The organism is Paenarthrobacter sp. YJN-5 (assembly GCF_015040095.1).
Lineage (GTDB): Bacteria > Actinomycetota > Actinomycetes > Actinomycetales > Micrococcaceae > Arthrobacter > Arthrobacter ureafaciens.
In genome coordinates this window covers 3,088,554-3,104,426 of record NZ_CP053544.1, presented here as the reverse complement: position 1 = coordinate 3,104,426, position 15,873 = coordinate 3,088,554, and the positions used below count along the sequence as shown (strand labels likewise).

At 66.3% G+C, this 15,873-nt stretch carries 9 protein-coding genes; all 9 read left to right on the top strand.

The features are described 5' to 3' along the window. Positions 1-27: 27 nt before the first annotated feature. Positions 28-1,455, top strand: a complete 1,428-nt coding sequence (locus tag HMI59_RS14620) for a DUF58 domain-containing protein (RefSeq protein WP_193591700.1) — start codon at positions 28-30, stop codon at positions 1,453-1,455. Beyond that, positions 1,452-3,947 carry a transglutaminase domain-containing protein gene (locus HMI59_RS14615; protein WP_193591699.1) on the top strand — a complete coding sequence of 832 codons (2,496 nt, stop codon included), beginning with the start codon at positions 1,452-1,454 and terminating at the stop codon, positions 3,945-3,947. The genes HMI59_RS14620 and HMI59_RS14615 overlap by 4 nt, the downstream gene beginning before the upstream one ends. Further along, entirely contained in the window at positions 3,937-5,433 is a 1,497-nt protein-coding gene (locus HMI59_RS14610; protein ID WP_193591698.1) for an RDD family protein, read from the top strand. Before HMI59_RS14615 ends, HMI59_RS14610 begins: the two co-directional genes overlap by 11 nt. Then, positions 5,430-6,326: a PP2C family serine/threonine-protein phosphatase gene (locus tag HMI59_RS14605; RefSeq protein ID WP_166187093.1), complete on the top strand. Its 897-nt coding sequence runs from the start codon at positions 5,430-5,432 to the stop codon at positions 6,324-6,326. The genes HMI59_RS14610 and HMI59_RS14605 overlap by 4 nt, the downstream gene beginning before the upstream one ends. After that, positions 6,316-8,172 carry an FHA domain-containing protein gene (locus tag HMI59_RS14600; RefSeq protein WP_193591697.1) on the top strand — a complete coding sequence of 619 codons (1,857 nt, stop codon included), beginning with the start codon at positions 6,316-6,318 and terminating at the stop codon, positions 8,170-8,172. Before HMI59_RS14605 ends, HMI59_RS14600 begins: the two co-directional genes overlap by 11 nt. Beyond that, positions 8,169-9,872, top strand: a complete 1,704-nt coding sequence (locus tag HMI59_RS14595) for a serine/threonine-protein kinase (RefSeq protein WP_193591696.1) — start codon at positions 8,169-8,171, stop codon at positions 9,870-9,872. The genes HMI59_RS14600 and HMI59_RS14595 overlap by 4 nt, the downstream gene beginning before the upstream one ends. A 45-nt stretch (positions 9,873-9,917) precedes the next feature. After that, on the top strand, positions 9,918-10,622 hold the full coding sequence (locus HMI59_RS14590; protein WP_021471386.1) for a hypothetical protein: 705 nt from the start codon (positions 9,918-9,920) through the stop codon (positions 10,620-10,622). After that, positions 10,619-15,067 carry an FtsK/SpoIIIE domain-containing protein gene (locus tag HMI59_RS14585; protein WP_193591695.1) on the top strand — a complete coding sequence of 1,483 codons (4,449 nt, stop codon included), beginning with the start codon at positions 10,619-10,621 and terminating at the stop codon, positions 15,065-15,067. Before HMI59_RS14590 ends, HMI59_RS14585 begins: the two co-directional genes overlap by 4 nt. A gap of 99 nt (positions 15,068-15,166) precedes the next feature. Further along, positions 15,167-15,835: a hypothetical protein gene (locus HMI59_RS14580; RefSeq protein ID WP_193591694.1), complete on the top strand. Its 669-nt coding sequence runs from the start codon at positions 15,167-15,169 to the stop codon at positions 15,833-15,835. Positions 15,836-15,873 lie beyond the last annotated feature (38 nt).

Here is a 15,873-nt window from a genome sequence, read left to right as displayed (position 1 = left end):
ATCCCCGGCACGAACAAAGGTCTCCACATGTCCTCCAGCACACCCCTGAACAGGGCTGCTGATTCGCTCAAGCGTGCAACATCGGCGCTTGGCAGCAAGATCCGCTCAGTCGGCGGTTCCGGCAAGCACCCGGGCGGCCAACCCGGTGGCCAACCCGGCAACCGGCCCCGCGCGGGAAACGGCAGGGGCAAGCAGAGCAAGCTCCACCCGGCGGCCGTGTGGGCTGAAGCCGCGGGGACAGCAGGGGAGTTGCTTGCCCCGGTGTGGTCCAAGGTCCGGACCTACTGGTTGCGTTTTGCCTGGCCGGTGCTTTCCGTGGTGAGCGTCCTGGGCTGGGTCGTGCTGGCAGCGGCCATTGCTTTGTGGATCGCAGGGCAGTCCTGGGGCTGGCAGGAAGCGAAATCCGCCGCGATGGTGGCATTCCTGCTGTTCGTGTTCGCCATCGCTTTCATCGTGGGCCGCTCGGCGTACGGTGTGGTGCTGGACCTGGCCCGCACCCGTGTTGCCGTGGGCGATGACGCGGTGGGCAGCATCGCCGTCTCCAACGTCTCCGCACGGCCTTTGCTCCCGGCATCACTGGAGCTTCCGGTGGGGGCCAACACCGCCGTCTTCCACTTGCCCCGCATGAAGCCCGCGCAGGTCCATGAGGATCTCTTCACCATCCCCACTGCCCGGCGGGCCGTGATCGTGGTGGGTCCCGTGCGTTCCGTGCGCGCCGACCCCCTCCACCTCCTGCGCCGAAGGGTGCTGTGGACTGAACCTGTGGACCTGTACGTCCATCCCCGGACGGTGCCGTTGGGTGGTTCTGCCGCAGGTTTCATCCGTGACCTCGAAGGTATGCCCACCGCCGAACTTTCCAGCGCGGACGTCTCTTTCCACGCCCTCCGGGATTACGTGCCGGGCGATGACCGCAGGCACATCCACTGGAAGACCACGGCACGCACCAACAAGCTGATGGTCCGGCAGTTCGAGGAAACCCGACGGGCCCACCTCGCCATCTCACTGTCCATCAACACCGACGAATACGATTCCGAACATGAGTTCGAGATGGCCATCTCGGTGGCTGGTTCCATTGGCCGCCAGGCCATCCGCGAGCAGCGCGAACTGGACGTTCTGACGCAGAAGGGGCCGCTTCGTTGCGAGACCGGCCGCAACTTGCTCGATGACATGACGAGGATCGTCGGGGCACCCATGCGGAAAACCGCCGTCGACCTTGCCCGTACGTTGTCGGACACCGTCCCAAACGCCTCCGTGGTGTTCTTCGTCGTGGGCAGCCAAGTCACCGCGACGGAGCTGCGTTCGGCTGCAGCCTCCATCATGCCGGGTGTCCGGAGCCTTGCCGTGCGCGTCCAGCCGGGCGCGGCGCCGTCGAGGGCGAACATCGCGGACCTCACGGTCCTGACCGTCGGTGACCTGGATGACCTTGCGATTGTCCTTCGAAAGGCGGCAGCATGAGCACCGCGCCGAATCTTCGCACCCGCGACCGCAGCCGGAGCGCCAAACCTGTACCGTCCTTCTTCGCCGACGGCCGGCCGGCATGGCATTTCGCCATCGACTGCGGCGCTTTGGTTGTCCTGTTGTTCCTGGGCGTCCTTGGTTTCAGCCTGAGCTTCGGGGGAGACCCGCGCTACCTCATTGCCGGGCTGGGCGGCATCCTGCTGGGCCTGGGAATTGCCGTGCTGAATGCGCACCTTCGCCTGGGGCTGCTGATTACCACGGCGCTGGCGTTCGGCGCCTACATGCTTTTTGGATCGGCCCTGGCGGTCCCTGACACCGCAGTGCTGGGGTTCCTGCCAAGCCTCGATTCGCTCAGGACCCTGCTTCTGGGAATTGTCTTCGCCTGGAAGGACATGCTCACCGTCGGTGTGCCCGTGGGCACCGCGAACGGCATGCTGATTGTGCCGTTCCTCAGTTCGTTGATCACCGCGCTGGCGGCAGGCCTGTTGGCTTGGCGGCTCAAGAGCCCGTACTGGCCGCTCTTGCCGGTCCTGGCGCTCTTTGTGACGGGTATTGCCTTCAGCACAAGCGCCGGTTTCCTCAACGTGGAACGCGGCGTTTCCCTCACCATCATCGCGATCGTGTGGGCAACCTTCCGGCGCGACGCCCTGCGCCAGTCCAGCACCAAGACAGTGTCGGCCAACCGGACGGACCACGACGCCGGTGCGGCCCACCGCGGCAAGCTCCGCCGCCTGGGGACCGGGGCAGCGGTCATTGCCGCCGCCGTCGCCATTACCGCCGTCGCATCGCCGCTGGTGACCGCCAGCGATGACCGGAAGGTGCTGCGCAACACAATCGTGCCGCCGTTCGATCCACGCGACTACGTCACGCCGCTGGCCAGTTTCCGGAACTTCGTGAAGGACCAGAAGGACAGCACGCTCTTCTCGGTGAAGGGCCTGCCCAAGGACGGCAGGGTCAGGCTGGCCGCCCTCGATTCGTTCAACGGGCTGAACTACACCATGGATCCGAACAGCTCCGGCAACTTCAGCAAGGTCGGTGACGCCCGGTCGTTGAACACGCTGGCGGATACGGGCAGCCCCGTCGCCAGCACCAATTACTCGCTGGACATCACTATTGAGGACTACCAGGGGTACTTCGTCCCCGGCGGGCGCCACACCACCGGCCTGAGCTTCGCGGAGGCCGCGGGAGCGGCTTCGGGCCTGTACTTCAATGCCGGGACGGACACCGCGGTGACCACGCAGGGCCTGGGCAAGGGTGACTCGTATACGGTGCAGGTCTCGGACCCCGGGAAACTGGAGCACGGTCAGCTCACCCAGTACGACTTCGCCAAGATCACCCTGCCGGACGCCCAGGAAGTTCCGCCGATCGTGGCTTCGCAAGCGAACGAACTGTCGGCTGATGCTCCCACGGCGATCGACCGGGTCCGCCAGATCGAGGCGCACTTCCAGAAGAGTGGTGCGTTCAGTAACGGCCTGGTAGCCGAGGGCCAGTTGCCCAGCCTGCCCGGCCATAGTGCCGCACGTGTCCGCAACCTGCTCTCCGCCAAGCAAATGCTGGGCGACGACGAGCAATATTCGGTTGCCATGTCCCTCATGCTGCGCCACCTGGGCATCCCCTCCCGCGTGGTCATGGGGTTCTACCCGGACCCCAAGAGCCCGGAAAACGGTGCCGGCGACATCAAGATCACAGGCAAGGATGTGCACGCCTGGGTGGAGGTTGCCTTTGACCGGGTGGGTTGGGTGGCGTTCGATCCCACGCCGCCCAAGGACAACGTGCCCATCCCGCCGGACCCGGAGAGCAAATCCAAGCCCAAGCCGCAGGTCCTGCAGCCGCCGCCCCCGCCGCAGGAGCCCGCGGACCTGCCGCCGGACTCCACCCCGGACGCCCTGGATGCCGACGAGAAGAAGAACAACCCCTGGCTCTTCTGGGGTCCGCTGCTGGCCGCCATTGGCGTTGCCCTGATTCCGCTGGGGATCCTGGCCATTCCGCTGTTGCTGATCCTTCTGTTGAAGGCACGACGCCGGAAGGCGCGTTTCCGTGACGGCCACCCCGCCCAGCGGGTCGGCGGAGGATGGAACGAGGTGCTGAGCCTTGCCACTGACATGGGTGCGTCAATCGACAACAAGTCGACGCGGCGCGAATCGGCCTCGGTCATTGCGGATGCCTTCCCCGTGGCAGGCAGCACCACCACGGTGCTTGCCCACCGTGCCGACGCTGCCGTCTTCGGAGCCGGGCAGCCGAGCGAGGATGAGGTCAAGGAGTATTGGAAGATCGTTGACTCGTCGCTGGAGGACATCACGGGAAGCGTTGGCTTCTGGAAACGGCAGCAGGCCCGGTTCTCGCCGCGGTCCCTGCTGGCGGATGGACGCGCCGCCCTGAGGCGACGGGAACAGCGGGAGACCGTTCCCGGCAGCGGGCCGCGGACAAGCGTGAGCGTACTTGCCAAGCTGAAATCCCTCTTCAGGAAGGGCGGATCGGGTGAACAGTGATGTTGAACTGTGCCCGGCCTGCCGCCATGGAGTGCGGCCCGGCGCTGCTTTCTGCACCTTCTGCAGTTCTCCGTTGAGCAACCGGGGAGCGCGTCGGGAACGCAACGTGAACCATGCGCACCTGGCTGCCCAGGACCAGGCGAACCATCAAGGCGGGCCCGGTCCCGGTAGTATCTCGGTAGTGTCCGCTCAGGAAGCTGCGGGGCGGACAGCCGCGGCGATGCCTGCAACCATGGCAGGCACAGGGGTGAATCCAGGGGGAGGGACCACGGTGTCGACGAAGCTTGAACTTGTGCCGGCTTCAGCGGGCAAGCGCTTGGGCGCCGCCGTGCTCGACTGGCTTCTTCCCCTTGCCGTCCTGGTCACTACCTTTGCCATCGGCATTGCCGGGATCACGCAAACCCGCCGGAACGGTTTCATTGTGTATGACACCGGCCTGCTTGTGTTGCTCGGCAGCATCGGACTGGCCGTCACCGTGGCCTACATGTTTGTGTTGCTCGGCATCGAGGCCAAGTCCGGCAACACCATCGGCAACCAGCTCATGGGCATCCGGAGCTCTGACGCCGACGGTTACGCTCCCGGCGCTGGAGCCGTCTTCGTCCGGGGCATCGTCACCGGCGGTGGCCTGTTGCTGGGGGCAATCGTCGGTGCTGTGCTGCTCGCCATCGGCCAGCTTGGCCTGGTTCTTTTCATCGCGCTCCCGCTGATGGTGCTGGGCGCTATCTGGGCCATCCTCGTGGTGGTCTCCAGCGCCTGGGACAAGAACGGCAAGCTGAAGGGATGGCAGGACAAGGCAGCCAAGACCCTGGTCTTCGATGTCCATGCGGGTCGCAACCCCGTAGCCACCGGCGGCATCCAAGGACCGTACAGCTTCGCGCCGGTGGACTTGCCTCCGGTGCAGCCCGTTATCTCGCCGGTTCCGAGCCCGTCGGCAGCTCCGGCACCGGCTCCCGTCCCCGCACCGGCGGCGACCGAACCGGCGTCGGGCTCCTCGCCTGCTGTGCCCGCACAGGGCGCGTTGCCTCCGCACGATCCCAACCAGTGGCGTCCGCCCACTGCACCGCGTCCGGTCCCGCAGGCATCCGTGCCCGCCGTTGCCCATCCTGATGACGACCTCGACCGCACCCGGATGCGACCGGGTGCGGCACGGGCCGAGGCAGTCCTGCGGATCCGCATTGACGACGGCCAGGATGTCCAGCTCGGCGGCACGGTTCTCCTTGGCCGCAACCCCGCACGACAGCCCGGCGAAGCTACCCAGCAGCTGTTGCCGGTATCCGACCCGGGGCGCTCCATCTCCAAGACGCACCTGCACCTGCGGGTGGATGGTGACGGCGTCTGGGTCACCGACCGCAACTCCACCAACGGCAGCGCGGTCACCACCCCCGACGGCCTCCAAACCCGTTTGCAGCCAGGTGTTGCAGTTTTCGTCCGCCCCGGTTCCACCGTCCACTTCGGTGACCGTTCCTTCCACCTAGGACAAGCATGAATTCACAGCCGGCAACCCCCGATGCCGACGCCAACGCAGCCGCTTCCAGCTTCCAATTGAGCTACGGCTACGGTACGGACCGCGGTTTGCGCCGCGAGTTGAATGAGGATTCGTTCATTGCCTCGGATCCTGTCTTTGCCGTGGCCGACGGCATGGGGGGCCACGAAGCGGGAGAGATCGCCAGTGGCATGTGCGTTCGCACCCTGGGCAGCGCCCCGGAACTGGCAACGGGCACACGGACGGCGTCGGCCGGTGAGCTGCAGGGCTGCCTGTTGAAGGCGGACGCGGCCATCCGCAATGCCACCGGTGGACGCGCAGGGACCACGTTGTCCGGCGTCGTGGTGGTCGAGCAGATGGGTGTGCCGTACTGGCTGGTCATGAACATCGGCGATTCCCGGACGTACCTGCTGAGCCAGGGCCAGTTCTCGCAGGTCAGCGTGGACCATTCGGAAGTGCAGGAACTGGTGGATTCGGGGGACATCACGGCAGAACAGGCGGCCATCCATCCGCGCCGCCACGTGGTCACCCGGGCCCTGGGCACCGGCGATGAGACCGAGGCCGATTTCTGGCTCCTCCCCATCCAGGAGGGCGACCGGATCATGGTCTGCTCCGATGGACTTAACGGGGAACTCGGGGACGACCACCTGTTCCGCATCCTCAGCACCGTTGCCCACCCGCAGGACGCGGTGGACGCCCTGATCCAGGCGGCCCTCCGCAGCGGCGGCCGGGACAACGTGAGTGTCATTGTGGTGGACGCCAAGAACGTCCTGAACGACGCCGGTATTGCCACCACTGCGCCGCGCCCGGAAGTTGGCAACGACGTCGAAGAGGACACCCTGCCACGGGCTTGGGTCAACGGCGCGGATACGGAGGACGGTGCTGATGGCAAGTAATGGCGTACCTGCCGTCGCCCGCTACCGTCACGGCGACTGGTTTGGAGTGCTGCGCCGGGGAACAGTCGTCCTCCTCGGCCCGGAGACTCCGGAGTCGCTGGTGGAGTCCGTGTGGGAGCTCCTGGCCTCCGCGCCCGAGGCCCACGAGGTACTCCATGAGGTCACGGAGGCGTTCGGCGTATCCCTGACCCGGATTCCGCCCTTCGGCATCATCGATTCCAAAGACCAGCTCAGGGTCTTCCTTCGCGGCGACCTCGACCTTGAAGTCCACTCGGCCACCGGCGGCGAGCAGTTGTCCGGCCGGGACGTGACCACTTGGACGGAACGGCGGCTGCAGTCACCGGACTCCTTCAGCCTGCGGATCGGTTCCGGCGGAACCACGACGGCGGCTGGTACCGTCCCGCTGGGCCTGCCGGTGGTTGAGGGAGTAGTGCGGCTTGCCGCGCTGGAGGTCGTCCTTGCCGGCGTTCCGGCGGCTGCCCCGGCCCCCGGAACTGAAACACCCGCAGCCGACGCTGAGCCCGTGGTGTCACCGGCGGACGCTGAGCCCGTGGCGGCACCGGGCGGCGGACGGGTCTCGGATGAGACTGTGCTTGGCTACACCGACGTGGACCTTGGCTTGACGATCGCTCCGCACACGGACGGTCTGCCTGTTGTTGCCGGTCCGGAGGCCGCCGCAGCGTCTGCGCCGGAAACCGCTCCCGGGCCCGCGGAAGACGTCGTTCCAGGGGAGGACCCTTCAGACGAATTCCAGCCGGATGAGTCCGTGGACCCTCCTGCGGCAGCCGAAGCTTCCGAGGACTCCGGTGGCGTTCCGGTCCACACCAGCACCACGGATCCCATGGTTCCCACGCTGGAAACCACCACCAACTATGACCACCTGTGGGATAAGACCGTCATGCGGAACATCGAGGACGCAGCGGTCAGGATCGTGGGAGACGAGGACGACCACGACGTTCCTGCAGCCCAGGTGCCCTCGCCGCCGATCCCCGAAGGAGTGCCGCTGCCGGCGCCGAAACGGGCCGACGCGGAAAGCGACGGAGCCGCCGAAGGAGGGACCGGCGTCGTACTTGGTCCGGCCGGAGCCGTACCGGGTACCGGCGACGGGTCCGCAGGCCAGGCCCCTCTTGGTGTACCGGCCCTGATTGACTCCGTGCCGTGGCTGCGCAGCGGTGCCTCCTCCGAGGCTCCTGAACCGGCAGCGCCCGTTCGGCAGTTCACTTCCAGTCCACCCGCGGTGCAGGCTCCCGAGGAAAATGATCCGGACCATGATGGCCAGACCATCATGAAGAGCAGTGTTGCAGCGGACGTTCCTGAGGGAATGGCCGCAGGTGGCTCCTCAACCGGCACCGCAACCGGCCAGGAAGGCGCGGGCAACCACGCCACGGGACCCAGCGTTTTAGCACGGGTGTGCGGGCAGGGACATGCAAACCCGCCCACTTATCCGCAGTGCGCTTCCTGCGGCCTCGCGCTGTCCGGAGACGCGGTCCAGGTGCCACGCCCCAGGCTTGGCCGGATGCGTATCTCCACGGGCGAGTTGATCGACCTTGATAAGTCGTTGATCATCGGCAGGCAGCCGTCCGTCTCCAGGGTCCAGGGCGGCACCATGCCGCGCCTCGTCCAGGTGGAAAGCCCCGGGGGAGACATCTCCCGGTCGCACGTCGAGGTCCGCTTGGAAGGATGGCACGTCATGCTGTGCGACCTGAAGGCGACCAACGGCACCGTTCTTATCCGGGAGGGCCAGGCACCGCGCCGGCTCGCCCAAAACGAGATGGCCATCCTGCTCGACGGCGATATTGCCGAGTTGGGTGACGACATTTCATTGCGTTTCGAGGAGATTCTTTGAGTTCCAAGAGGCCCCCTGCACCGCCTCCCCACATCCCGGGTTTCAAGTACGTCAGCCTGCTGGGATCGGGCGGCTTCTCTGACGTCTTCCTCTACGAACAGGACAGGCCGCGCCGCAAGGTAGCGGTCAAGGTGCTGTTGTCCGACCTGAAGACCGAGGGTGCGCGCCGTCGCTTCGAGTCCGAAGCAAACCTGATGGCGCAACTTTCCTCCCACCCGTACATCGTGACCATCTTCGAAGCGGAGACCACAGAAGACGGACACTCCTACCTGGCCATGGAGTACTGCTCACGGCCCAGCCTCGATGTGCGGTACAGGCGCCAGCGGTTCAGCGTTGACGAAGTCCTGGCTGTCGGGATCCAAGTGGCTTCCGCCGTCGAGACCGCGCACCGCGCCGGCATTGTCCACCGGGACATCAAGCCGGCAAACATCCTGGTCACCGACTACAACCGGCCCGCCCTGACCGACTTCGGCATCTCCGGGACCATCGGCGGGGACAACGACGACGACGCCGGAATGTCCATCCCCTGGTCGCCCCCTGAGCAGTTCCGCGGCGGGCCCGTGGACGGCGTGCCCGTGGACATCTGGGCCTTGGGCGCAACCCTGTACACGCTGCTGGCCGGACGTTCCCCGTTCGTTTTGCCCGGGCAGGACAACTCGCAGCGGGAACTGATTTCCCGCATCACCAACTCCCCGTTGCCCCGCCTGGGCCGCGCGGATGTTCCCGAATCGCTGGAACTGGTCCTTGCCACCGCCATGGCCAAGTCCCCGGAGTCGCGGTATTCGTCGGCGCATGCCTTCGCCTTGGCATTGCAGCGCATCCAGGCGGAACTGAACCTGTCAGTGACGCCGTTCGAAGTCCTGGCGGACCCGGGGCACGGGGATGAACAGCACCCGGACGACAACGTGGAAGAGACCCGTGTCCGGAGCATCGCTTCGATCGATCCCGATGCGTCCGGAACCACAACCACCGGATCGGCCCCCACGTTTCCTGCGCGGACGTTCCCGTCCACCATGCCGGGTACGTCCACCAGCGCCGGCACTTCCACCAGCCCTACGCGGCCAAAGCAGCAGTTCCCGGCACCGCAAACCAACCTTCCGCAGTTCCAATCACCTGGTGTCCACGCGCCCAACGCCGCCCCGGAACCGGAAACGGCCGAGTCGACGGTTTTGCGCGGCTGGCAGCCGCCCGCGCACGATGACCTTGCCGCCACGGTCAATCGTTCGGGTCCCGCAGCCGAAGAAGCCGGGGCCCCGGAAGCCGACCACAGCAAACGCAACCTCTGGCTAGGCGTGAGCGGTGCAGCAGTGTTGGCTGTCGCCGTCGTCGTCGGTGTGGTGCTGGGCGGTTCCGCGCAGCCCAAAGTGGCTCCCAGCGAGACCGCGAGCAAACCGCCCGCAGACGCCATCAGCGACGGCAATGTGCCCGATGTGACGGGCATCCGCGCCGAGGTCCAGCAAGGCGGCGGCCCCGGGCTGGTGATCTTCAGGTGGGATCCGGTCGCGCTCAATTCCGGAGACACCTACAAGTGGCGGACCAAGTCGGCCAAGGCGGACGGACCGTACGAATCGACGTTGGCCTCCAACGTGGTACTCCCCGGTACCACGCAGTTGCCGGTGTGCATCCAGGTGATCGTTGTGCGGGCCGATGGCTCGGCGTCGCCGGGAGGTCCTGAATCCATCGGCTGCCTTGAAAAGTAGCCCGTTCCCGAAAGTAACAAACAGTCCTGCAAGGAGGCACAGATCATGGGGGATCTAGCAATAGATTTCTGTGGCGAATGGTACGAACCGTCAGATGAGGATGTATTCGACATCGGCCGCGAAGGCGACCTTGAAGTAGATGACAATCCCTACCTGCACCGCCGCTTCCTGCAAATTGCCCGTTACGACGGAATTTGGTGGCTGAGCAACGTGGGGAGCATGTTGTCGGCAACCATCGCCGACGGCTCGGGCGGCATGCAGGCCTGGCTTGCTCCGGGCGCGCGGATCCCGCTGGTCTTCAGCCACACCAACGTCATCTTCACGGCGGGCCCCACCACCTACGAATTCGCCGTCCACCTGAAGACTCCGTCCTTCCGGCACGAAGCCCGGGACGAGGACCAGGCGGGGGACACCACCATCGGGCCCGTTGTTTTCACCGATTCGCAAAAGGCGCTCATCGTGGCCCTGGCCGAACCCATGCTGCGACGGGATGGCACCGGATTCAGTGCCATCCCGTCGTCCGCGGAGGCCGCCAAACGCTTGGGATGGGCGCTGACCCGGTTCAACCGGAAGCTGGACAACGTGTGCGACAAACTCGATCGCGTGGGCGTCGTGGGGCTCCGCGGCGGCGCCGGGAAGCTCGCCACCAACCGGCGTGCCCGGCTCGTGGAGCACGCCGTGACCTCACACCTGGTCACCCCGGCCGACCTGTACTTGCTTGAGACTGAGAGTGGAGTCGACGAAGGATGAAGTTTCGCCTGACCCTGCGGCGGGATCCCGCGGAAGCCAAGGACCTGGCCGTCACGGTGGATGGCCGTGCCACAGTGGCCGACATCGCCACGGAACTGTGGGCCGCGGACCCCGCACGGAAGGGGACCGAACCGCCGTCGAACCTCTCCATCAGCGTGGATGAGGCGTTTGTTGGCGGCGGGCTGTCCGGGCAGGTCCTGCGCCCGACCGACAACCTGCTGGAATCCGGGCTGCGGCCCGGTTCCAAGGTGTCCCTGACACAGGTGAGCGAACAGTTCGCCTCGAACGCGCCCGGCACCAACCGCGGACCGGCGGCAGCTACCCTGCGCGTCATGGCAGGGCCCGACGCCGGCCGCGAGTTTTCGCTGCCGTTCGGTACCAGCTACATCGGCCGGGACCGGGACGCCGACGTCAGGCTGTCCGACCCCCTGACGTCCAAGCGGCATGCCCGCATCACGGTGGGGGAGACGGTGGAAATCGTCGACACGAACTCCGCCAACGGCCTCCTTATGGACGGGCTGCCCGTCACGCGGGCCACGCTGGAATCCTCGGACACCGTGACGTTGGGCGACACCACCGTGGGCGTCGTTTCGCTCTCGCGCAACCACTCCGGAGGACCCACCTCGCCGTTGGTCGACTTCAACAGGTCACCGCGGGTGGTTCCCCGGTTCGAATCGCCCAAGCGCGTGCCTCCGGCGGGCCCCAAACGCCCTGAACACCAGCCGTTCCCGTACATCATGCTGGTCACGCCGCTGCTGATGGGCGGCGTCCTTTTCGCCCTGACGCAAAACATCCTCTCCGTCATCTTCATGGCCATGATGCCGCTGTTCATCGTGGGGCACTACGTGGACCACAAGATGCAGGGCAAGCGCCAGGCCAAGGAAGGGCACAAGCAGTTCAACGCCGCCATGCTGGCGTTCCGGGAAGACATCGACCGGCAGCAGAACATCGAACGTGCGGTCCGCCTGCAAGAGGCGCCATCGGTCAGCGACACAGTGGATGCCATCTACAAGCTGGGTCCGTTGCTGTGGACCAACAGGCCCGAACACCAGCACTTCCTGAGCGTCCGCTTCGGCCTGGGCTCCGCGCCGTCCCGCATCCAGTTCGACGAGCCGGGGGCCAACGAAACCGAGCCGAAGTACATGCGGGAAATCCAGGAATGCCTGCAGCAGGTGCGGGTGATCGAAGGCGTGCCCATCGTGTCGCAGCTGCGCGCGTCCGGCTCCTTCGGCGTCGCCGGAGACCGCAGTGTGGTGGACGACGTCGCGCGCGGCATGGTGCTCCAGTTGGTGGGCCTCCACTCGCCCGCGGAACTCGTCCTCACGGCGCTGACGTCCCCGCGGTCCCGGGAACGCTGGGACTGGCTGCAATGGCTGCCCCACGTCGGTTCAGGCCACAGCCCCCTCACGGGCGACCATCTTGCCGCCGGCCCGGGTGCAGGCTCCGCGCTGTTGTCCCGGCTGGAAGACCTGGTGGAGCAGCGTGAAGCCCAGGCCAAGGAACCGGGCCAACAGCCCCGGCCCGGGCTGAAGAATGAGCACGAAGAGACTCCCGGACCTGTTGTGCCCACGGTGTTGGTGGTGGTGGAAGACGATGCACCCGTGGACCGTGGACGCCTTACCCGTTTGGTGGAACGCGGTCCCGATTTTGGCGTCCACGTCATGTGGGTGGCCGCCAACGTGCAGTCATTGCCTGCCGCATGCCGGGACTTCCTCTCGGTCGACGGCGATCACGGCACCACGACGGGCCAGGTCCGGCTGGGCCGGCACACCTATCCGGTGAGCTGCGAAAGCCTCGACGTTGAGCTGGCCACGCAATTGGCCCGCATGATGTCTCCACTGGTGGACGTCGGCAACCCGCTCGAGGACGACTCGGACCTCCCGCGCGCCGTTTCCTACGCCACGTTGATCGGCAAGGAACTGATGGACAACCCCCAGGCCGTGGCCGAGCGCTGGCAGGAAAACAACTCTGTCCATGCCACCGCCGTGCCCAACCGCAAGGACAACGGCAGCCTCCGGGCCTTGGTTGGTTCCAAGGGTGTTGAGCCGTTCTACCTGGACCTGAAGAACGAAGGCCCCCACGCCTTGGTGGGTGGAACCACCGGTGCAGGCAAGTCGGAGTTCCTCCAGTCCTGGGTCATGGGCATGGCTGCTGCGTACAGCCCGGACCGCGTGAGCTTCCTCTTTGTCGATTACAAAGGTGGAGCCGCGTTCGCGGACTGCCTGCACCTGCCGCACACCGTTGGCCTGGTCACCGACCTCTCGCCGCACCTTGTCCGGCGCGCCCTGACCTCGCTCCGTGCCGAGCTGCACTACCGCGAACGGCTCCTGAACCGGAAGAAGGCCAAGGACCTGCTCGCCCTGCAGCGCGAAGCGGACCCCGAGGCTCCGCCCTACCTCATCATCATCGTGGACGAATTCGCCGCGCTGGCCACCGAGGTCCCCGAATTCGTGGACGGCGTTGTTGACGTGGCCGCGCGTGGCCGTTCCCTTGGCCTGCACCTGATCCTTGCCACGCAGCGGCCGGCCGGCGTCATCAAGGACAACCTGCGCGCCAACACCAACCTCCGGGTCGCCCTGCGCATGGCCGATGAAGTGGATGCCGTGGACATTCTTGGTGTTCCGACAGCCGCCTACTTCGATCCCTCCATCCCGGGCCGCGGTGCGGCGAAGACCGGGCCCGGGAGGATCCAGGGTTTCCAGACCGGTTATGCCGGCGGGTGGACCACGGAGAAGCCGCAACGGCCCCGCATCGACATCGTGGAGATGGCCTTCGGCTCCGGACCTTCCTGGGAGCCGCCGCCCGCGACGGATATCACCGAGGAACCGGCCGGACCGAACGACATCGCACGGATGACGGCCAACATCATCAGGGCGGCTGACGTCCTGGCAATCGAGCCGCCGCGCAAGCCCTGGCTTAACGAGCTGGCCACCACGTACGACTTCTCCAAGCTGCCCAACCCCCGTACCGATGAACGCCTCCTTCTTGGCGTTGCGGACGATCCCGCCCACCAGGACCAGCCCACGGTCTTCTACGAGCCCGACAAGGACGGCAACATGGCCGTCTACGGCACGGGTGGTTCAGGTAAGTCGGCGGCACTGCGCGGCATCGCCATCGCCGCTGCCGTGACGCCCCGCGGCGGTCCCGTGCACGTCTACGGCATCGACTGCGGATCTTCGGGCCTGAAGATGCTTGAGGGCCTTCCGCACGTGGGAGAAATCATCAACGGCGACGACGTCGAACGCGTCGGCCGCCTGCTGCGCTGGCTCAAGGACATCGCGGATGAGAGGGCCACGAGGTTTGCCGAAGTCCGGGCTTCCACCATCGTCGAATACCGCCAATTGGCTGACCGGCCGGATGAGAAGCGCATTTTCATCATGGTGGACGGCATGTCCTCCTTCCGCGAATCCTACGAATACAGCAACCTTTCTTCGCTGTGGGATATCTTCCTGCAGCTCGCCACGGACGGCCGTCCCCTCGGTATCCACCTCGTGGTGAGCGGCGACCGTCCCAACTCCGTACCGGCGTCGCTCCTGGCCTCCATACAGAAGCGGCTGGTGCTTCGCTTGAGCTCGGAAGACGACTACATGACGCTGGACGTCCCCAAGGACGTGCTGAACGCAGCGTCACCTCCTGGGCGCGGGCTCCTGGACGGATTGGAAGTGCAGTTGGCGGTGCTGGGCGGCAATTCCAACCTGGCCCTGCAGGCGCGCGAAGTGTCCAAGCTCAGCCAAGCCATGCTCCGGCAGGGACTCAGCCAGGCTCCACAGATCCAACGGCTCCCCGAACTGGTGGACCTGGACATCCTGCCCGTGGGAGCCGTGGACAATCCCATCATCGGCGTCGACGACGAGACCCTCGGTTCCGCCGCCATTGCCGCGAAAGGCCCCTTGCTGCTGGCAGGGCCTCCGGGTTCCGGGCGAACGGTGGCACTGGTTACGTTGGCCTACGCACTGCGCCGGTCCAACCCGCGGACCGACCTTATCTACATCGGCTCGCGCCGTTCAACGGTTGCCTCCTTGAACATCTGGAGCCGTGCCCTGGTGGGTCCGGATGAGGTGTCCGACGTCGTGGATGACCTGGTGGACAAGGCAAGCGACAACCCGGGCACCATGGCGATCTTCATTGAGGGCCTCACGGAGTTCACCGATACCCTCGCCGAGTCCGGCGTCGGGCGCCTGGTGACGGCCGCCATCAAGGCCGACCAGTGGGTAGTTGGCGAGTCCGAAACCTCCACATGGTCGCAGGCGTGGTCCTTGGCGCAGCCCTTCAAATCCGGGCGCAGGGGACTGCTGCTCAACCCCGGCGACGTGGAAGGGGACAGCCTCCTCAACACGTCACTGGGACGGCTCAGCAAGGACTTCATCCCGGGCCGCGGGTACATCGTGGGACGCGGCAAAGTACGGAAACTGCAGGTTGCCATGCCGCCCGAAAACCGGAGCTAGGATTTGCGTCTTCGCTGGTGTGTGTAGGAGGATGCCGGAAACGTACCGCACTTCCGGACCGCTCAAAGCGCCCCAACGCCCCCAGCGAGGTCATGCCCCATGCAACCCACCGTTCCCCCTGCCGCTGTGCCCGCCTCCAGCCGGCGCCGCGTCCCTGCCGTTGTGGCGGGCGTCCTGCTCGCCGCCGCCGTATGGCTGGCACCGCAGGGCGCTGCCCACGCAGCGCCCTGCATCCCGGAGGCGGCGGGAAGTTGTCCCTCCTTGGAAGCCCCGGGAGATCCAACTCCCACCGAACAGGTCCTCGCACCTGAAGTAACGAATACCAAGCCGGCGCCGGACCGTGACGTGAAGCCCGCGCCTGAACCAACCCGCGTCCACGACCGGAAGCAACCGGCCGCGCCTGCTCCGGCTCCGGCAGCTCCCGCGCCGGCCGTCCAAGCGCCGCAGCCCGCCGTCGTCCAAGCCCCGGCGACGGTAGAGCCTGAGGTGGCCGAAACGCCGTCGGAAACTCCGACGGCGGCACCCACCGCTACAGCCACCGCCACGGCGAGTGCGACGCCGTCTGCCTCGCCGAGTCCCTCGAAGTCCTCCAATTGGGACACGCCGATCGATCAGGGCAAGGAAACCCAGGCCGCAGTCCTGGCCACGGGCAACTTCTCCGGGCCCAACATGCTGGGGCTTTTCGGCATCCTGGGCGGGGTACTGCTTGTTGGTTTGGGCGGCCTTGCGTTCGCGCTGTGGAGCAAGAACCGCCTGTCGTCGCACTGAGCGGCCCGCCACATAATGTCCGGGGTGTATAGCAAGAT